Origin of the sequence: Kitasatospora sp. NPDC004723 (genome assembly GCF_040609255.1) — a bacterium.
Classification (GTDB): Bacteria; Actinomycetota; Actinomycetes; order Streptomycetales; family Streptomycetaceae; genus Kitasatospora.
The window spans coordinates 154,538-172,487 of the sequence record NZ_JBEXJT010000014.1 but is presented as its reverse complement, the minus strand read 5'-3'; the positions used below and the strand labels follow the sequence as shown (position 1 = coordinate 172,487).

Annotated in this window: 18 protein-coding genes and 1 riboswitch; of the genes, 10 read left to right on the top strand and 8 right to left on the bottom strand. The window is 74.4% G+C overall.

Annotated elements, in window-relative coordinates; all coding sequences use genetic code 11:
- Together ABZW10_RS17110 and ABZW10_RS17105 are read right to left on the bottom strand one after the other, a co-directional pair.
- Positions 1-797 (bottom strand): DUF5995 family protein (locus ABZW10_RS17110; RefSeq protein ID WP_355365640.1); only part of this gene is annotated, 797 nt, incomplete at its 3' end.
- A 134-nt stretch (positions 798-931) separates the two neighbouring features.
- The gene (locus ABZW10_RS17105) at positions 932-2,032 is read right to left on the bottom strand and encodes a PP2C family protein-serine/threonine phosphatase (protein WP_355365637.1); all 1,101 of its coding nucleotides are present in this window, start codon (positions 2,030-2,032) and stop codon (positions 932-934) included.
- A 339-nt stretch (positions 2,033-2,371) separates the two neighbouring features.
- On the opposite strand from ABZW10_RS17105, the gene ABZW10_RS17100 reads away from it, so the two are divergent.
- Positions 2,372-3,340: a pseudouridine synthase gene (locus ABZW10_RS17100; protein WP_355365634.1), complete on the top strand. Its 969-nt coding sequence runs from the start codon at positions 2,372-2,374 to the stop codon at positions 3,338-3,340.
- A gap of 8 nt (positions 3,341-3,348) precedes the next feature.
- On the opposite strand, the gene ABZW10_RS17095 is transcribed toward ABZW10_RS17100, so the two are convergent.
- From ABZW10_RS17095 to ABZW10_RS17085, 3 genes are all read right to left on the bottom strand, one after another.
- Positions 3,349-7,038 (bottom strand): SpoIIE family protein phosphatase, encoded by a 3,690-nt coding sequence (locus tag ABZW10_RS17095; RefSeq protein ID WP_355365631.1) that lies wholly within the window; start codon positions 7,036-7,038, stop codon positions 3,349-3,351.
- 123 nt (positions 7,039-7,161) lie between these two features.
- A complete protein-coding gene (locus tag ABZW10_RS17090; RefSeq protein ID WP_355365628.1) occupies positions 7,162-8,250 on the bottom strand; it encodes a serine hydrolase domain-containing protein in 1,089 nt (362 codons plus the stop codon).
- A gap of 125 nt (positions 8,251-8,375) precedes the next feature.
- Entirely contained in the window at positions 8,376-9,317 is a 942-nt protein-coding gene (locus ABZW10_RS17085; protein WP_355365625.1) for a glycoside hydrolase family 19 protein, read from the bottom strand.
- Positions 9,318-9,594: 277 nt separating this feature from the next.
- On the opposite strand from ABZW10_RS17085, the gene ABZW10_RS17080 reads away from it, so the two are divergent.
- Positions 9,595-10,368, top strand: a complete 774-nt coding sequence (locus tag ABZW10_RS17080; RefSeq protein WP_355365622.1) for a GntR family transcriptional regulator — start codon at positions 9,595-9,597, stop codon at positions 10,366-10,368.
- 90 nt (positions 10,369-10,458) lie between these two features.
- Here the strand turns inward: ABZW10_RS17080 and ABZW10_RS17075 are convergent, their stop codons facing one another.
- Positions 10,459-10,875, bottom strand: coding sequence for an HIT family protein (locus tag ABZW10_RS17075; RefSeq protein ID WP_355365619.1), 417 nt, complete (start codon positions 10,873-10,875; stop codon positions 10,459-10,461).
- 160 nt (positions 10,876-11,035) lie between these two features.
- Here ABZW10_RS17075 and ABZW10_RS17070 point away from each other — a divergent pair, with 160 nt between their 5' ends.
- On the top strand, positions 11,036-11,230 hold the full coding sequence (locus tag ABZW10_RS17070) for a DUF1508 domain-containing protein (protein WP_355365617.1): 195 nt from the start codon (positions 11,036-11,038) through the stop codon (positions 11,228-11,230).
- 66 nt (positions 11,231-11,296) lie between these two features.
- Here ABZW10_RS17070 and ABZW10_RS17065 read toward each other — a convergent pair whose 3' ends face one another.
- Positions 11,297-11,983, bottom strand: coding sequence for an MSMEG_1061 family FMN-dependent PPOX-type flavoprotein (locus tag ABZW10_RS17065; RefSeq protein ID WP_355365614.1), 687 nt, complete (start codon positions 11,981-11,983; stop codon positions 11,297-11,299).
- A gap of 23 nt (positions 11,984-12,006) precedes the next feature.
- Positions 12,007-12,255 (bottom strand): SCO4226 family nickel-binding protein, encoded by a 249-nt coding sequence (locus ABZW10_RS17060; RefSeq protein WP_355365611.1) that lies wholly within the window; start codon positions 12,253-12,255, stop codon positions 12,007-12,009.
- Positions 12,256-12,437: 182 nt separating this feature from the next.
- Positions 12,438-12,565, top strand: a riboswitch (FMN riboswitch).
- Positions 12,566-12,777: 212 nt separating this feature from the next.
- Here ABZW10_RS17060 and ABZW10_RS17055 point away from each other — a divergent pair.
- The 7 genes from ABZW10_RS17055 to ABZW10_RS17025 all read left to right on the top strand — a co-directional run bounded on the left by ABZW10_RS17055 (position 12,778) and on the right by ABZW10_RS17025 (position 17,837).
- On the top strand, positions 12,778-13,530 hold the full coding sequence (locus tag ABZW10_RS17055; protein ID WP_355365608.1) for a riboflavin synthase: 753 nt from the start codon (positions 12,778-12,780) through the stop codon (positions 13,528-13,530).
- On the top strand, positions 13,527-14,177 hold the full coding sequence (locus ABZW10_RS17050; protein WP_355365605.1) for a nicotinamide mononucleotide transporter family protein: 651 nt from the start codon (positions 13,527-13,529) through the stop codon (positions 14,175-14,177). Before ABZW10_RS17055 ends, ABZW10_RS17050 begins: the two co-directional genes overlap by 4 nt.
- The gene (locus tag ABZW10_RS17045) at positions 14,174-15,427 is read left to right on the top strand and encodes a bifunctional 3,4-dihydroxy-2-butanone-4-phosphate synthase/GTP cyclohydrolase II (RefSeq protein WP_355365602.1); all 1,254 of its coding nucleotides are present in this window, start codon (positions 14,174-14,176) and stop codon (positions 15,425-15,427) included. Before ABZW10_RS17050 ends, ABZW10_RS17045 begins: the two co-directional genes overlap by 4 nt.
- Before the next feature lie 78 nt (positions 15,428-15,505).
- Positions 15,506-15,976 (top strand): 6,7-dimethyl-8-ribityllumazine synthase, encoded by a 471-nt coding sequence (gene ribH / locus ABZW10_RS17040; protein ID WP_355365599.1) that lies wholly within the window; start codon positions 15,506-15,508, stop codon positions 15,974-15,976.
- 106 nt (positions 15,977-16,082) lie between these two features.
- Positions 16,083-16,355: a phosphoribosyl-ATP diphosphatase gene (locus tag ABZW10_RS17035; protein ID WP_030306151.1), complete on the top strand. Its 273-nt coding sequence runs from the start codon at positions 16,083-16,085 to the stop codon at positions 16,353-16,355.
- 85 nt (positions 16,356-16,440) lie between these two features.
- Positions 16,441-17,289, top strand: coding sequence for an ATP phosphoribosyltransferase (gene hisG / locus ABZW10_RS17030; RefSeq protein WP_355365595.1), 849 nt, complete (start codon positions 16,441-16,443; stop codon positions 17,287-17,289).
- 113 nt (positions 17,290-17,402) lie between these two features.
- A complete protein-coding gene (locus ABZW10_RS17025; RefSeq protein WP_355365592.1) occupies positions 17,403-17,837 on the top strand; it encodes a PH domain-containing protein in 435 nt (144 codons plus the stop codon).
- Positions 17,838-17,950 lie beyond the last annotated feature (113 nt).

The window sequence follows — 17,950 nt, the reverse complement described above, 5'->3', positions numbered from 1 at the left end:
GCGGACACCCCGACCCCTCCCGGGGGGGCCCCCCCCCCCGCGGCCGTGCCCGGGGGCCGGGGGGCGGCGCCGTCCGCGTTGGGGGGGCCGGGCCCCCCCGCCGGTGCGTCGGGCCGCAGGCCGAGCGGGAGCAGCAGGGCGCGGCCGAGCAGCCCGACCGCGCCGTCCAGCGCCGTGCCGAACGCCGCGGCCGCCGCGGGGCGCTCGCGCAGCTCCCAGAGCACCTGCACCGACCCCCAGGCGGCCTCCCGGGCGGTGTCGACCGACCACGCCCCGAAGCGGTGGGTCAGCGGTTCGAACCGCTCCAGGACGTCCGGGCCCGGCATCAGCTGCTCCCGCACGGTCGTCTCCACCTCCGCCAGCAGGTCGTTGATCCGGTGGTAGTCCTCCGCGAGGTGCTCCGGCTCCCGGTCGAGCCGCCGGCAGGTGGCGACGACGGCGAGCGGCAGGTCGTGCTGGATGTGGGCGGTCATCCCGGCCAGCGCGAACTGCACCGGGTGCACGCCCGGGTGCGCGCGCAGCTCGAACAGCGGCCGCCAGCAGGCCGGTGGCCGCCGTCGCGCCGCGACCGCGTCCACGGCCAGCAGGTAGCGCCCGGCGAACACCGTGTCGAGCACGGCCATCGCGGACGGGTCGGCGAAGCAACCCAGCCGGGAGCGCACGGTCCGCGTGACGGTGAGGTACATCCGGTTGAACACCGCCACCCCGTCGGAGGGCGGCAGCCCGGCCCCGATCGCCCGCAACCGGCGGACCACCGCGTCGATCCCGTGCGCCGCCGCCGTGGTCCTCGTGGACACCCTGACCATGCGTCACCCTCCGGCGTCGATCGTGCACTGATCGCATCATCGTGGCACGCCGGGTCGGTGGATCCCGGGTGGTCGGACCGGCCCGTCGGGGTCGGGCTGCCGGTGCCCAGGGCGGGTGCCGCCGCTCAGGGCTCCCAGCGGATCGCCAGGACGGCGGCGTCGTCGGCGAGGCCGGCGGGGGAGACCCAGGAGGCGACGTCGGCGAGCAGGGCGTCCAGCAGGTCGTCCGGGGTGGCGGCGGGCAGGCCGGGGAGGCGGGCCGGGAGGGGGTAGAAGACGTCCACCGCGTTGCGGGCCTCGGAGACCCCGTCGGTGTACAGCAGCAGCAGGTCGCCGGGGTGCGGGTGGACGGGGTCGGCGTGGTAACCGCCGTCGCCGGCCAGGCCGAGCAGGCCGAGCGGCGGGGCGTGCCGGGCCGGGGCGAGTTCGGTGATCCGGCCGGCGCGGCGCAGCAGGGGGTGCGGGTGGCCGCAGTTCACCAGCCGGGCCGCGCCGTCCCGGTCCACGGCGAGCAGCAGCGCGGTCACGAACCGCCCGTCGGTCGGGCGGTCGCTCACCACGGCGTCGAGCCGTTCGGCGAGCCGGGCGAGGTCCGGCTCGGTGCGGGCCGCGGTGCGGAAGGCGCCGAGCACGTCCGCCGCCGTCTCGACGGCGGGCAGGCCGTGGCCCTGGACGTCCCCGAGCAGGACCCGGATCCCGTACGGGGTGTCCGCCACCTCGTACAGGTCGCCGCCGATCCGCGCCTCGGCGGCGGCCGCGACGTACCGGACGGCGATCCGCAGCGGGCCGACCCGCTCGGGCGGCGGGCGCAGCAGGGCCCGCTGGGCGGCCTCGGCGACGGTCCGGACGTGGAACAGCTCGCGTTCGCGGGAGGCGATCAGCACGACGTTGGCGGCGCTGGCGAGGGTCGCGGCGGTGATGGTGATCAGCGAGGCGAGGTGGACGGTGTCGGGCAGGTGGCTGTTCTCCTCCTCCAGCAGCCCGGCCACGAGGATGGCGGCGACCCCGGTGGCGAGCGGCACCCGGGCCCGCCGGGTGGTGGCGCCGACCAGGACGGGCGCCACCGCGAGGACGGGGGAGAGGGTGGTGCCCGGCCCGGTGAGCAGGTCCGCCAGCACGGCCCCGACGAGCAGCAGGAAGGCGCCGAGCAGCAGCCGTCTGGTCCGCCGGGGCAGCGGCGGCAGCGGCATCTCGCCGTCCTCGGACCCGCCGGCGCCCACGGCCACGCCCTCGCCTCCTGCCCGTTCGCCCGCTCCGGAACCCCTTCGTCCACTCTCCACCGCCCCCCACCCCACCGGCATCCCGGCACCCGCCGGGACGGTCAGGCCCCGGCCGGTTCCCAGTCCGGTTCGCGGTCCGGTTCGCGGTCCGCGGGGGGCGTCCGACCCGTCCTCCGGGCGGACGACGGGGGTCCGAAGGTGGACCCCTACGCCGTGTGCGCGGGGAGCCAGGCCGTGATGCGGGCGGACAGGGCGGGGACGTCGTGATCCACGGGTGCCATGGCCCGCAGTCTGCCGGACGCCGCCGACAGGGCGGTGTGCGGAGGACGTAGGGTGGCGGGCGAGATGAGACGCAGGAGTACGGCGCCGGCCTCGCCGCTTCCCCAGCGGTTCGGGGTGGATCCGGTGCATCTGCGGCTGCCCGTGACGGGCGGGCCGTGGGCGACGGTGGGGGCGTACCTGGCGGAGCGGCTGCCCGCGGTGGCGGCCGAGCGGGTGGACGCGCTGCTGCGGGCCGGCGGGGTGGTCGGGGAGGACGGGCGGGCCGTCCACGCGGCCGAGCCGTTCCGGCCGGGGACGCACCTGTGGTTCTACCGGGAGCTGCCGCCGGAGGTACCGGTCCCGTTCGAGCTGGAGGTGCTGCACCGGGACGAGCACCTGGTGGTCGTCGACAAGCCGCACTTCCTGGCCACCACCCCGCGCGGACGGCACGTCGTGGAGACGGCGCTCTCCCGGCTGCGGCACGCGCTGGAGCTGCCCGCGCTGAGCCCGGCGCACCGGCTGGACCGGCTGACGGCGGGGCTGGCGATGTTCGTGGTCCGGCCGCAGGACCGGGGCGCCTACCAGACGCTGTTCCGCGACCGGCTGGTCCGCAAGGAGTACCGGGCGGTGGCGGCGTACGACCCGGCGGTGGAGCTGCCGCGCACGGTGCGCAGCCACATCGTGAAGGAGCGCGGGGAGATCGCCGCGCGCGAACTCGACGAGGCGCCGAACAGCGAGAGCCGGATCGAGCTGCTGGAGCAGCGCGACGGGCTGGGCCGCTACCTGCTGCGGCCGTCGACGGGCCGCACCCACCAGCTCCGGCTGCACATGAGCGGGCTGGGCCTGCCGATCCTGGGCGACCCGGTGTACCCGGTGGTGCTGCCGGAGCCGGCCCCGGACGACTTCCGCCGTCCGCTGCAACTGCTCTCCGCGGTGATGGAGTTCACCGACCCGCTGACCGGCCGTCCGCGCCGCTTCGAGAGCCGCCGGACGCTGGCGGCCTGGGCGGATGGCCCGTGGGAGCAACACCTGCCGATCAGCGGGGACGCGTAACCCGCCGGCTACCGCCCCGGCGGCAGCTCCAGCTCGAACCAGACCACCTTCCCCTCCGGTGTGCGCCGGCTGCCCCAGCGGTGGGCGAGCTCGTTCACCAGGTGGATGCCGCGTCCGCCCTCGTCCTCCTCGTGGGCGCGCCCGATCCGCGGGGTGGTGATGTCCCGGTCGGCCACCTCGACGGTGAGCGTGCGGTTGCAGAACAGCCGTAGCTGGGTGGGCGATCCGGCGTGCACCAGGGCGTTGGTGATCAGTTCGCTGGTGAGCAGCTCGGCGCAGTCGGCGAGCGCGGACAGCCCCCAGTCGGTGAGCGTCTCCCGGGTGAAGCGGCGCGAGTGGGCGACCATCGCGTGGTCGCCGCCGAGCGCCAGGGTGGCGATCCGGTCCGAACCGGCCGGCCGGGCCTGCGCCATGATGACGGCGATGTCGTCCTCGCTGGTGCGGCCGGTGAGTTCGGTGAGCACCGCGTCGCAGGTCTGCTCCAGCGAGGGGCGGCGGTCGGCGACGGTGCGGCAGAGCAGCCGCAGCCCCTCGTCGAGGTCACGGCCGCGCCGCTCGACCAGGCCGTCGGTGTAGACGGTCAGGATGCCCTCCTCGGGGAGGGTGAACTCGACGCTCTCGAACGGGACTCCGCCGACCCCGAGCGGCGCGCCGGGCGGCAGCTCGACCAGGTGGGCGTTGCCCTCGGTGTCGGACACCACCGGGGGCAGGTGGCCCGCGCAGGCGGCGGTGCAGTGCCGGCCGACGGGGTCGTACACCACGCAGATGCAGGTGGCGAACTGGCCCTCGCCGAGCGCCGTGGTGGCCTCGTCCAGGCGCTGCAGCACCCGGTCGGGGGCGATCTCCAGGGTGATCAGCGTCCGTGCCACGGTGCGCAGTTGGCCCATCGTTGCGGCGGCCCGGATGCCGTGGCCCATCACGTCGCCGACCACCAGCGCGACCCGGCCGGCGGAGAGCGGCACCACGTCGAACCAGTCGCCGCCGACCTCGCTGACCACACTGCTCGGCAGGTACCGGTAGGCGAGATCGAGCCCCAGCGTGCGGTGGATCTCCTGCGGCAGCAGGCTGCGCTGCAGGGTGAGCGCGGTCTCCCGCTCGCGCCGGTAGAGCCGGCCGTTGTCGATGGCCAGCGCGGTGCGGGCGACCAGCTCCTCGGCCAGCGCGCGGTCCGCCGGGCCGAACGGCAGCGGATTGCGGCTGCGGACGAACTCCGCGCCGCCGAGCACCAGTCCGCGCGCCAGCAGCGGCACCATCAGGTACGAGTGCACCCCGGCCTCCAGGCTCGGCTGCACCCGGTCCGGCGAGGCCACGATCCCGCGCAGCGCCGCCGCGTCCACCTCCGGGACCAGGATCGACCGGCCGGTGCGCAGGCTCTGCGCGTACATCTGCGCCGACTGCGAGGTCTCCCCGATCGCGTCGGCGGCGTCCGCCATGGCACCGTGCTCGTCCAGCTCGCCGACCGCCACCGCCCGCATCAGCACCGAGCCGTCGGCCGGCACGGGCGCCGGGTCCTCGCCGTCGAGCACCGCCTCGCGCAGGTCGACGGTGACGAAGTCGGCGAAGCGCGGGATCACCACGTCGACCAGCTCCCGGGCGGTGCGGTACAGGTCGAGGGTGGTGCCGATCCTTCCCGACGCCTCGTTGAGCAGCGACAGCCGCTGCTGCGCGGACCGCGCCTCGTCGAGCGCCTGCTGCCGGGCGGCGGCCGCGTCCCGTTCCCGGGTGAACAGCAGCGCGTTGTCGATCGACACGGCCGCCCGCACCGCCAGCTCCCCGGCCAGTGTCAGGTCGTCCTCCTCGTAGGGGCGGTCCACCACGGTCCGGTAGAAGGCGGCCAGGCCGACCGGCGAGCCGCGCGCGATCAGCGGCACCACCATCAACGACCGGACGTTCTGCTCGTGCACCGCCGCCGCGCGCACCGGGTCGTCCCGGAACCAGGCCAGCCCGGCCTCGTCCATCCGCGGTACCAGCACCGGGGCGCGGTGCGCGAGCGCCCAGGCGTAGGGGGTGGTGGCGACGAAGCGGTGCACCCCGCCGGTCCGGTCGATCGGGCGCAGGGTCGAGTGCGGCGCCGCGTGGAAGGCCATCCGCCGCAGCAGCGCAGAACCGTCCTCGGACGTCCGGGCCTCGGGCTCGCCGCGCACCAGGTCGTCCAGCACCTCGACGACCACCGTGTCGGCCAGCCGGGGCGTCGCCACCTCGGCCAGCTCCTGGGCGGTCTGGGCGAGGTCGAGCGTGGTGCCGATCCGGGCGGAGGCCGTGTTCACCACCGCCAGGCGCTCCTGCGCGGCCTTCGCCTCGCGCAGCGCCTGCTGCCGGTCGAGCACCGTCTGGTGCTGGCGCAGGTACAGCCGGGCGTTGTCGATGGCCACCGCGGCCCGGGAGGCCAGTTCGTCACCGAGCGTGATGTCCGCCTCGGCGAAGGACTCCCGCGCGCCGCGCCGGGAGAAGACGATCATGCCGAGCGTGGTGCCGCGCGCCACCAGCGGGGTGATCCGCACCGAGCGCGGCCGGTCGCCGAGGTACGCCTGCCGGCCGCTCTCGGTGATCGCCTCGCTCAGCGGCGGCAACTCCCAGGACGGCACGACCACCGTCCGCCCGGAGACCAGCGCCCGCGCGTACGGGGAGTCCGGCGCCACCTCGTAGACCGCGTCCACCGGCAGCGCCTCCGCCGGGTAGAGCGGGTCGGCGGTGGCCAGCGCCAGCCGGCGCACCTGCAGCGGGGCGGTGGGGTCCAGCGGCTCGACGTCCCGGCCGGCGGCCAGCGCCTCCAGGGCGAAGACGCCGCTGATGTCGGCCACCTCGGGCACCATCGCGTCGGCCAGCTCCCGGGCGGTCTGCCGCAGGTCCAGCGTGGTGCCGATCGAGGCGGTGGCCTCGACCAGCAGGGTCAGCCGCCGCTGCGCCCGGGCGGCCCTGGTCTCGGCCTGGAAGCGCTCGGTGACGTCGACGACCGTCGAGCTCACCCCGAGGACGCGTCCGCCCTTGTCCTCCAGCCGGAAGTAGGAGGCCGACCAGGCGTGGTCGTGCATCGGGTCGCCCGGGGTGCGGCCGTACGAACGGGCGTCCACCACCGGTTCGCCGGTCTCCAGCACCCGGCGCATCACCTCCTCGCTCTCCGCGCCGTTGATGCCGGGCAGCAGCTCGGTCAGCCGGCGGCCGAGGTGCTGCTCCACCGACAGCCCGTTGATCCTCGCCAGCGCCTCGTTGAGCCGGACGAAGGCGAGGCCGGTGTCGTACACGCTCATGCCGACCGGGGCCTGGGTGAAGAAGCCGTCCAGCACGGCCAGGTCGGACTGGATCCGGCGCAGCGTGGTCACGTCCGAGGCCACCGCCAGTACCAGCGGGCGGCCACCCGGCCCGGCGATCGGATGGGTGCGGAACTCCAGGTTGACGTGGTGCCCGTCGCGGTGCCGGACCGGGAAGACACCGGACCAGACGCGGCCGTCCAGGATCTCCTGGAACAGCCCCAGCACCTCCGGCCGCCGCTCGTCGGCGACCAGCAGCTGCGCGGCCCGCGCGCCGATCGCCTCCTCGGCGGAGTAGCCGAGCAGCGCCTCGGCGTCGCCGCTCCAGTGCAGGATCCGGCCGTCGGCCTCGATCAGGGCGGTGGCGATCGGCACCATCAGCAGGGCCTCCGGGCCGTCGGGACGTCCGGGCCCGGCGGCCTCGTGCCGCTCATGCCGTCTGTTCACCATGCTCGGTCACCATGGCCGGAACCGCCCGGAGATCGTCGCCACCAGCCCTGCCATCTTCCCACGGGCCCCGCCACCCGCGCTCGGCGCACGGCCGCGGCCGGTCACCCCCGGGTGGTCGGCGGGCTACGCCTGGGTGGTCTGCAGGGTGCGCAGCAGCTGGACGCCGGGGGTGTCGACCGAGCGGCGGGTGTTGGCCAGCACGATCACCCCGACCTGCCGCTCCGGGTCGAAGGCCGTGAAGGAGCGGTAGCCGCCGGTGCCGCCGTTGTGCCAGATCTGCAGGTGGCCGCCCTGCCGGGCGTGCAGGCGGTGGCCCAGCCAGCCGAGGTGCGTCCAGGCGAAGGGGTTGACCCGGTGCCGCACCTCGCGGGTCAGCGCGATCGCCGGGGCGAGCGGCGAGCCGCCGTCGGTGCCGTCCCGGCCGTCGGTGCCCTCGCCGCCGGCCGCCAGCTGGGCCCGCAGGAGGACGGCGAGGTCGGCGGCGGTGGACTTGAGCGCGCCCGCCCCCGCGAGGCCGGCGAGGTCCCAGCCCGGCACCGGGCGCCCGCCCGCCGTGTGGCCGGGGGCGAGCCTGGCCGTCTGCGCCGGGTCGGGCGCGAGCACGGTGTCGGTGAGCCCGAGCGGCTCGCAGACCTCCCGCCGGACCAGCTCCCCGTAGCCGACGCCGGCCCGGTGCGCGAGGGCGAGGCCGAGCAGTCCGGCGCCGAGGTTGGAGTAGCGGAAGCCGCGCCCGGGCGCGGTCCGCGCCTTGGTCCGGCCGAGGCTGTCGAGCAGCCACGCGGGGGTGCAGTGTGCGTAGGGGTCGGGCTTGTTGGGGGTGAGCAGGGAGGACAGCAGCATCCCGGCGGGCAGCCGGGGCAGGCCGGAGCTGTGGGTCGCCAGGTGGTGCAGGGTGATCGGCGCGGGGCCCTTGCCGGGGAAGGCCGCGCCGGCCGGGAGCGCGTCGGCGAACAGGTCCGCGAGCGGCTCGTCCAGCGCGACGGTGCCCGCCAGGGTCAGCCGGGCGAGTACGAGGGAGGTGAACACCTTGGTGACGGAGCCGATTTCGAACAGCGTGTCCGGACCGGGCCGCCCGCCGGCGGGTCCGGGGCCGGTGCGTCCGGCGCCGCGGATCTCCACCGTGCCGCGGGCGAGGCCGGCGACCACCACGCCGACCTGCTGGCCGGCGAGGCGGTCGGCGGTCTGCTGGACGAGGCTGCCGAGATCGTTCATGGCCCCGAGCCTAGGAGCGGCGCCGGGCCGCGTCGTCCACCGGGGCGACGATTTTCACCGGGACCCCGCTCGTTCCCGGGAGGTACGGGAGGACGGGCGGGGTCCCGGGCGAGGCGCGTCCCGGCTCAGCAGCTCAGGTTGTTGCCCGGCACGGTGCCGATCAGCTGGGTGAAGCGCTGGTAGGCGTTGATCCGGCTCTGCACCTGGGCGGGGTTGCCGCCGTTGCACTCCAGCGAGCCGTTGATGCTGCGGATGGTCTCGCCGAAGCCGTAGCCGTTGACGATCGCGTTGTGCGGGGTCATGGTGCCCGGCCCGTTCTGGGTGTTCCAGTACCAGAGCGCGGTCTTCCAGGCGACGGCCGGGTCGGTCTGCACCAGGTTGGGGTTGCGCAGCAGGTCGATGCCGAGGGCGTCGCCGGCGGCCTTGTAGTTGTAGTTCCAGCTCAGCTGGATCGGCCCGCGCCCGTAGTACGCGGCCTGGCCGGCCGGGCAGCCGTACGACTGCGAAGCGTCGCAGTAGTGCGGGTAGTTGGCGGTGTTCTGCTCGACCACGTACACCAGCGCGCCGGTCTCGTGGTTGACGTTGGCGAGGAAGGCCGCGGCCTCCTGCCGGCGGACGGTGTCGGTGCCGGTGGCCGCGAAGGCGGGGTAGGCGGCGAGGGCGTCGATCAGGCCCTGGTAGGTGTAGAAGGGGTTCCGGTTCGGGAACATCTGGTCGAACTGGGCCTGGCTGACCGGGAATCCGCCGGGGTTGGGGTTGCCGGTGGAGGTCGGCGTGACGGTCGGCGTGACGGTCGGGGTCGGGGTCGTCGTCGGGCCGGTGCCGCAGACGCCCTGGTCGGACCAGACGCCGGAGCCGCCGGTGCTCGGCGGCTCGTTCTGGGTCCACCACTTGGCGAGCCAGTTGTGGCCGTTGTAGGAGACGGCGGCGCCGCCGGTGTAGACGGCCGAGGAGTTCCAGGGCGTGCCGCAGACGGCGGCGCTGGCGTTGGCCGCGGGCAGCAGCAGGACCACCGCCAGCGCCGTGGCGACGGCGGAGAGCAGTGCGAGCAGGCGTTTCGTGGACACTTGATCACCCCTTGTGCGGTGTGGGGCCGCACGGTCGTGGAGGTAGGGACGTCGGGGCAGGGGAGCCGGGGCCCCGCGGGGTGGGGGCACGTCGTGGGGGACGGGCCGACCGGGGTGCGGGCCGGTGCGGGGCTGACCCAGACTCAAGCGGAATGGTCTAGACCTGTCAAGGGGTTCCGGGTAAAACGCGCGCGGTGGGGGAGGTGTGAACGGCCGCGACCGGGCCCGCGCGGCGGTACTGTCATGGCCCGGTCCGTCCATCTGGAAGGATGGCGGGGTGGACGAGACCTCCGACCCCGCCGCCCGGTCCGGCCCGGGCGCGCCGATCCGCTCGGGCATCCCGGAGCACGGCAGGGTGCCCAAGTACTACGCCGTCAAGGGCCAGTTGGAGGCCCTGATCGGCGAACTCGGCGAGGACGGCGTGCTGCCGACCGAGCGCGAGCTCGCGGCCCGCTTCGAGGTGGCCCGCGAGACGCTCCGGCAGGCCCTGCGCGACCTGCTGATCCAGGGCCGGATCCGGCGGCGCGGGCGCAGCACGGTGGTGGCCGGCCCCAAGCTGGAGCAGCCGCTCTCGCTGGCCAGTTACACCGAGGGCGTGCGCCGCCAGGGCCGGGTCCCCGGCCGGACGCTGATCGGGCTGGAACGGCTCGGCGCGGACCCCCAGCTGGCGGGCCAGCTGCGGATCGCCCCGGGCGAGCCGGTCTGGCACCTGGAGCGCGTCCTGCTCGCGGACGGCGAGCGGGTGGGCCTGGAGAGCGCCTATCTGGCGGTCGGTCGGGTCCCAGTGCTGGACGTGGAGTTCGACCCCGCCTCCTCGCTGTACGCCTACCTCGCCGAGCGGGCGGGCATCGGCTTCGGCGCCGCCGACGAGCGGATCGAGACCGTGCTGGCCACCCCGCGCGAGGCCCTGCTGATCGGCACCCCGCCGGCGCTGCCGATGCTGCTGCTGCACCGGCTGACCCGGGACGCCGAGGACCGGCCGGTGGAGCGGGTGCGCTCGCTCTACCGGGGCGACCGGTTCAGCTTCACCACCCGTCTCGAAGCGGACTGACCTGCCTCGAAGCGGACTGGTCCGCCCCTCCGGCGCCTTCCGCGCCGGCCTGGCGATCGTCCGGGTCGGCCGACCGCGCCAGAGCCCGGGCTAGGACGGGGCGAGCGCGGCCCGCAGCCGCCCGGCGACCAGCGCCGCGCCCGCCTCGTCCGGGTACGCCCGGCGCGGCCAGAAGAAGCCGCGCAGCCCGTCCCTGGGATTGCGCGGCACCACGTGCACATGCAGGTGCGGCACCGACTGGCTGATCCGGTTGTTTGTCGCGACGAAGCTGCCCGCCGCGCCCAGCCCCTGTTCCATCGCCGCCGCCACCCGCTGCACCCGCAGGAAGAACGGGCCCACCTGCGCCGCCGGCAGGTCCGCCAGGGTGTGGTGGTGGGCGCGCGGCACCACCAGCACATGGCCCGGGAAGAGCGGCCGGCGGTCCAGGAAGGCCACCGCCGCCTCGTCGTCCAGCACCCGGTGCGCGGGCTCGGTGCCCGCCACCACCGCACAGAAGACGCAGTCCATCCGTCCATTCAACCGGCCGCCCGAGGTCCCGGCATCCGCTCGGCGCGAGGGCGCCGGGAGGTCACCCGAGCGGACCCCGAGCGGGTGCGGGTCCCGGCGGCCGGGGCGCACCGTGCAGGTGGGGCGCGCGGCGCGTCCCGTCGACGAGGAGGTGGCCCGGATGGCGGGCAAGTTCGAGGTGTACGAGGACGCCGGAGGCAAGTACCGGTTCCGGCTCAAGGCGGGCAACGGCGAGATCGTCGCGACCGGCCAGGGTTACGCGAGCAAGGATGCCGCGCACAAGGGCGTCGAGGCCGTCCAGCGGGCGGCGGACGGCGCGAGCGTGGTGGACGTGAAGTCCAAGGCCGCGGCCTGAGGGCCGGGTCACGGGGAGCGGGCGCCCGGACCTCGGGCGCCCGCTCCCCGCGTCCGCCCTCACCCGCTACTCGTAGCGGTACAGCAGGGCCTCCCGCTCGTTGCGCTCGATCGCCTCGATGGTCAGCGCCGGGTCCGCCAGGTGGGAGAGGGTGACCTCGGCCGAACTCGGCTGGGCGTCCGCGGCGAGCCAGTTCTCCGGCTTCCACGCCGAGGAGCGCAGGAAGGCCTTCGGGCAGTGCGCGAAGACCTCCTCCACCGCGACCACGATCGCGCTGCGCGGCGGCTTGCCGACCGCCGTCAGTTGCTCCAGCAGCCGCGGGTCGGTGGAGACGCAGGCCCGCCCGTTGACCCGCAGCGTGGTGTCCCGGCCCGGGACGACGAAGATCAGCCCGACCCGGCCGGTCTCGACGACGTTGTGCAGGGTGTCCAGCCGCTTGTTGCCGGTCGCGTCCGGGATCGCCAGGGTGAAGTCGTCGAGCACCGAGACCAGTCCGGGCGGCCCGCCGCGCGGCGACACGTCGCAGCGCCCGGCGGCGTCCGCGCTGGCCACCAGCACCAGCGAGGAGCAGGCGATCAACTGCCGGGCGACGTCGTGGATGCGGTCCACCTGCTTGCGGCGGGCGTGGTCGCCGGGCTGCTCGTAGACGTCCCGCAACCGCGCGGCGTCGCGCACGGCCTCCGCGCTGAGAGCGGCGAACAGGCCGGACGGGCCGGGAGTTGACGGAAGGGTGATCTCCGGTGTGCTGGTCATACCGGAAACGTAGCGCGCTCGGCTCAGACGGTGAACGCGACGGGGTGCACCTCGTCCGCCGGATGCCCGGCGCGCTCGTGGACCCGCTGCACGGCCTCCTTCGACGGCGCCTCGGAGAGGCAGTAGACGACGCCCGCCTCCGGGTCGGCCCACGCCTGCTCGAACTGCACGCCCTCGGTGCCCTGGATCTCCAGATCGGCCCGGTGCGCCATCCGCAACTGCTCCTCGGTGATGCCGGCCATCCCTCGGTGGACGTCCATGAACTTGGCCATCACGCTCGCACCTCCTGGGGGCCGGGCCCGCGCCCGGCCCGAAATCCCCCCCTCCCACCAGCCTGCGCCCCCGCGCACCGGCGCGCATTCCCGCGGCGGTCGTGAAACAGCCCACAGCCGGAGCCTCTCCCTGAGCCCGCTCCGGCCGTGGCACAATGACCGCAGAAGTAGCAGTGACGTTCAGCGCACTCCGGGGTCGGTGAAAATCCGAACCGGCGGTTACAGTCCGCGACCCGTCCGCAGCCAGCGGCCGGTTGACCAGGTGAAATTCCTGGACCGACGGTTAAAGTCCGGATGGGAGGCGTGCGCGGCGGACGAGTGAGCGACACCTGTGGTCCCCCGGTGGACCGCGGGGACGGCGCACGGCGGCGGTCGAGGGTTCCCCTCCTCCGGTGTCCGGTGCGGCCCCGGCCCGACGACGGGTCCCGTGGCCGTCCGGCGACCCGTGCGGCAGCGCGCCCGTCCGCGTCATCTCCCATGCCGCACCCCGGAGTCCGCGCCCCAAGCGCGAGGAGAACCCGGGTGTTCACCGGCATCATCGAAGAGCTCGGCGAGGTCGTGTCGATCGAGGAGATCGGCGATTCCTCGCGGATCCGCCTGCGCGGCCCGGTGGTCTGTGAGGGCGCGCGCCACGGAGACTCCATCGCGGTCAACGGCGTCTGCCTGACCGTGGTCGACACCCCCGACGAACTGGCCGCCGGCACCGGCGAGTTCAGCGCCGACGTGATGGCCGAGACCCTCCACCGTTCCAGCCTGGGCGAGTTGAAGCCCGGCTCGACGGTCAACCTGGAGCGCGCCATGGCGCTCGGCGCCCGGCTCGGCGGCCACCTGGTGCAGGGTCATGTCGACGCCACCGGGCGGCTGCTGAGCCGTGAGCCGGGGGAGCGCGACGCCGCCGGGAACCTCCGCTGGGAGGTGCTGCGCTTCTCGCTGCCGGAGTCCATCACCCGCTACCTGGTGGAGAAGGGCTCGATCACCGTCGACGGCGTCAGCCTCACCGTGGTCGAGGCCGCCCGCGACAGCTTCACCGTCAGCCTCATCCCGGCCACCCTGGCGCTGACCACGCTCGGCACCAGGGCCGTCGGCGAGAGCGTCAACCTGGAGGTCGACGTCCTCGCCAAGTACGTGGAGCGGCTGCTGGAGTCCCGCACGCTGCCCCCGACGAACACGACGAGCACGACGGACGCGACGGACGCGACGGACGCGACGAGCACGACGGACGCGACGGACGCGACGAACCCGACGGACCCGACGGTCACGGGGGAGGAGCGGTGAACTGGCTCAACTCGGACGCCTTCACGGTCCTCGGCCAGACCGTGAAGTGGTCGGACATGATCGGCAACCTGTTCGGCCTGGCCGGTCTCGCCCTCGGCTGGCGCCGCTCGGTCTGGAGCTGGCCGGTCCAGCTGCTCTCCGGAGCGGTCCTGATCGCCGCCTACCTGGCCGGGGACGTGCCGGGCCTGGTCGGCAAGCAGCTGATCGTCATCGTCACCGCCGCCTGGGGCTGGACGCGCTGGCGCAACGGCCGGCAGAGCGGCGGGGAGATCGCCGTCCGCTTCGCGACCTGGCCCGAACGGGCCGCCCTGGTCGCCGGTACGGCGGCCGGCACCGGCCTGCTGGCCTGGGCCTTCCTGACGATCCCCGCGCTCGGCTCGTGGAGCCCGTGGGCGGACGCCTACATCTTCGTCGGCACCCTGGCCGCCATGGTCGCCCAGGCCCGCGGCTGGGTGGAGTTCTGGTTCGCCTGGATCGCGGTCGACGCGGTCGGCGTGCCGCTCGCCTTCAACACCGGCTACACCTTCTCCGGCCTCACCTACTCCGTCTACTTCGTCCTGGTCCTGCTCGGGCTGCGCTCGTGGTGGTTGCGCACCCGCGCGCCGCGTCCCACGTCCCCCACCGTCCCGCAGGGAGCAACGGCATGACCGAGAACCAGTCCGACGAACTCGTCCTCGACCCGGTCGAGCGGGCCATCACCGACATCGCGCTCGGCCGCGCGGTGATCGTCGTCGACGACGAGGACCGCGAGAACGAGGGCGACATCGTCTTCGCGGCCTCCGCCGCCACCCCCGAACTGATGGCCTTCACCATCCGCTACAGCTCCGGCGTGATCTGCGCCCCGATGACCGGCGCCGAACTGGACCGGCTCAAGCTCCCCCCGATGACCCAGGTCAACGAGGACCGCAAGGGCACCGCCTACACCGTCTCGGTGGACGCCCGCGAGGGGGTCGACACCGGCATCTCGGCCGCCGACCGGGCCCGCACCGTGCGGCTGCTCTCCTCGCCCGGCACCGGGCCCGAGGACCTCGCCCGCCCCGGGCACGTCTTCCCGCTGCGCGCCGTCGAGGGCGGCGTGCTGGTCCGCCCCGGCCACACCGAGGCCGCCGTCGACCTGGCCCGGCTCGCCGGACTGGCACCGGCCGGCGCCATCGCCGAGGTGGTCAACGACGACGGCACCATGGCGCGGCTGCCCGAGCTGGTCGCCTTCGCCCGTGCGCACAACCTGGCGATCATCTCCATCGAGGACCTCATCGCCTACCGCCGCCGCACCGAACTGCACGTCGAGCGCGCCGCCGTCACCGCGCTGCCCACCGCCTACGGCGAGTTCACCGCCGTCGGCTACCGGGGCACCCTCGACGGCGTCGAGCACATCGCGCTGGTCGCCGGCGGCCTGGACGCGGACGGCCGGCTGCCCGACGGCGAGGACGTGCTGGTCCGGGTCCACTCCGAGTGCCTGACCGGGGACGTGCTCGCCTCGCTGCGCTGCGACTGCGGCCCCCAGCTGCAGTCCTCGCTGCGCCGGGTCGCCGAGACCGGCCGCGGCGTGGTGCTCTACCTGCGCGGCCACGAGGGCCGGGGCATCGGCCTGGCGCACAAGCTGCGCGCCTACGAACTCCAGGAGCAGGGCCGCGACACCGTCGACGCCAACCTCGACCTCGGCCTGCCCGCCGACGCCCGCGACTACAGCATCGGCGCCCAGATGCTCTGCGACCTCGGCGTGCGCTCGCTGACCCTGCTGACCAACAACCCGCAGAAGCTCACCGCGCTCACCGAGCACGGGCTCAAGGTCAAGGGCCGCGAGCCGGTCGAGATCCCGGCGGGCGAGCACAACGCGCGCTACCTGCGCACCAAGCGCGACCGGATGGGCCACGACCTGCCCGGCCTCGGCGGCTGAGCACCACCACCGCCTGCCACCGGTCCCGAAGCACCGATTCCGAAGCACCGATCCCGAACCACCGAAAGGCACCCGCACATGAGCGGCCACGGAGCCCCCGAGCTGACCATCGACAACGCCGCCGGCCTCAAGGTCGCCGTGATCGCCGCCCAGTGGCACGACCAGGTGATGAACGGCCTGCTCGACGGCGCCCACCGCGCCCTCAAGGAGCTGGGCGTCGCCGAGCCGACCGTCCTGCGCGTCCCCGGCACCTTCGAGCTGCCGGTCGCCGCCAAGCGCCTCGCCGAGCGCGGCTACGACGCCGTGATCGCCCTCGGCGTGGTGATCCGCGGCGGCACCCCGCACTTCGACTACGTCTGCCAGGCCGCCACCGTCGGCCTCACCCAGGTCGCCGTGGACACCGGAGTCCCGGTCGGCTTCGGCGTACTGACCTGCGACAACGAGGAGCAGGCGATCGACCGCGCGGGCCTGCCGGGCTCCGCCGAGGACAAGGGCCACGAGGCGGTCACCGCGGCCGTCGCCACCGCCGCCGCCCTGCGCGCGCTCTGAGGCGGCCGGCCGGGCCGCGCTCCGGACCGTGGACGTCCACCGGACTGTCCACGGTCCGGAACCGTTTACCGTCCGTCCCTCCGCACGCCGTAAGGTGAGTCCCATCATGGCTTCGAAGACATTCGAGGAGCTCTTCACCGAGCTCCAGCAGAAGGCCGCCACCGGCGACCCCTCGTCCTCCCGTACCGCGCAGCTCGTCCAGCAGGGCGTCCATGCGATCGGCAAGAAGGTCGTCGAGGAGGCCGCCGAGGTCTGGATGGCCGCCGAGTTCCAGTCCGACGAGCAGACCGCCGAGGAGATCTCGCAGCTCCTCTACCACCTTCAGGTGATGATGGTCGCCCGCGGGCTGACGCTCGACGACGTCTACAAGTACCTCTAGGCCAGCACCTCCGGGCCCCGATACCTCAGGGCCCCGGCCCGGAACCCCCCTACACCCACACCGAACAGGTAAGGAACTCACCTCCATGCTGCGCATCGCCGTCCCCAACAAGGGTTCGCTCTCGGGTCCTGCGGCGGAGATGCTCCATGAGGCCGGCTACCGGCAGCGCAAGGACGCCAAGGAGCTGGTCCTGGTCGACCCGGGCAACCAGGTCGAGTTCTTCTTCCTGCGCCCGCGCGACATCGCGGTGTACGTCGGCTCCGGCCGCCTCGACGTCGGCATCACCGGCCGCGACCTGCTGCTGGACTCGCACTCCAACGCCGAGGAGGTGCTCGCGCTCGGCTTCGCCGGCTCGACCTTCCGCTTCGCCCGCCCGGTCGGCGTGGACGTCGAGGACGTCAAGGGCCTGGAGGGGCTGCGGATCGCCACCTCCTACACCGGCCTGGTCGAGCAGCACCTCGCCGACCACGGGGTGAAGGCCACCGTCACCAAGCTGGACGGCGCGGTGGAGACCGCGGTGCAGCTGGGCGTCGCCGACGTGATCGCCGACGTGGTGGAGACCGGCACCAGCCTGCGCAACGCCGGCCTGGAGGTCTTCGGCGAGCCGATCCTGATCTCCGACGCCGTGGTCATCCGGCCCAAGGGCGCCGGTGAGGACCCGGCCGTCGACCAGTTCCTGCGCCGTCTGCAGGGCGTGCTGGTGGCCCGCCGCTACGTGCTGATGGACTACGACATCCGCGCCGAGCAGGTCGGCGCCGCCGTCGCGCTGACCCCCGGCCTGGAGTCGCCGACCGTCTCCCCGCTGCACACCGAGGGCTGGGTGGCGGTGCGCTCGATGGTGCTCCGCAAGGAGGCCCAGCAGATCATGGACGACCTGTGGGGCATCGGCGCCCGGGCCATCCTGGTGACCAACATCCACGCCTGCCGCCTCTGAACACCCACCGGCCCCCGGCCGCGGGGGTAAGCACCGGTTGAATAGGGTGGGGTCGCCGACAGGCGTCCCCACCCTTTCCGCTGCCCGACCCACGAACCACCCCGGAGCCCCTCGTGTCCACCCCCGCCGAGTTCCCCGTCACCTGGGCCCCGCGCCGCACCCGTGCCGTGCTGCTGCCGGTCTGCGCGCTGCTGGTGGTGCTGTTCGCCGCGATGGCGGTCGCCCTGCCGGCGAACTGGCAGCTCAACGACCGGATCATGATGGCGGTCAGCGGCGTGCTGTTCGCCGCCGTCGGCCTGATGCTGGCCCGGCCGCGGGTCAGGGCCGACGCCGAGGGCGTCACCGTGGTCAACTTCGTCCGCAGCCGCCGGCTGGCCTGGGCCGAGATCGTCGGCGTGAACTTCCGCCAGGGCGACCCGTGGGCCACCCTCGACCTCGCCGACGGCACCTCGCTGGCCGCCGTCGGCATCCAGTCCGGCGTGGGCAAGGCGCAGGCCATCGCGGACGCCCGCGCCCTGCGCGACCTGGTCGTCCACCACGGCGCCTGAACCACGACGGTCGGTCGCCGGGCGGGTCCGAACGCGGATCCGACGTCCGCACGGGTATGGTCTACGCTGGTAAAAGCGGGGCAAAGGCATTGCCCTGCCCGAAATCGACCTGA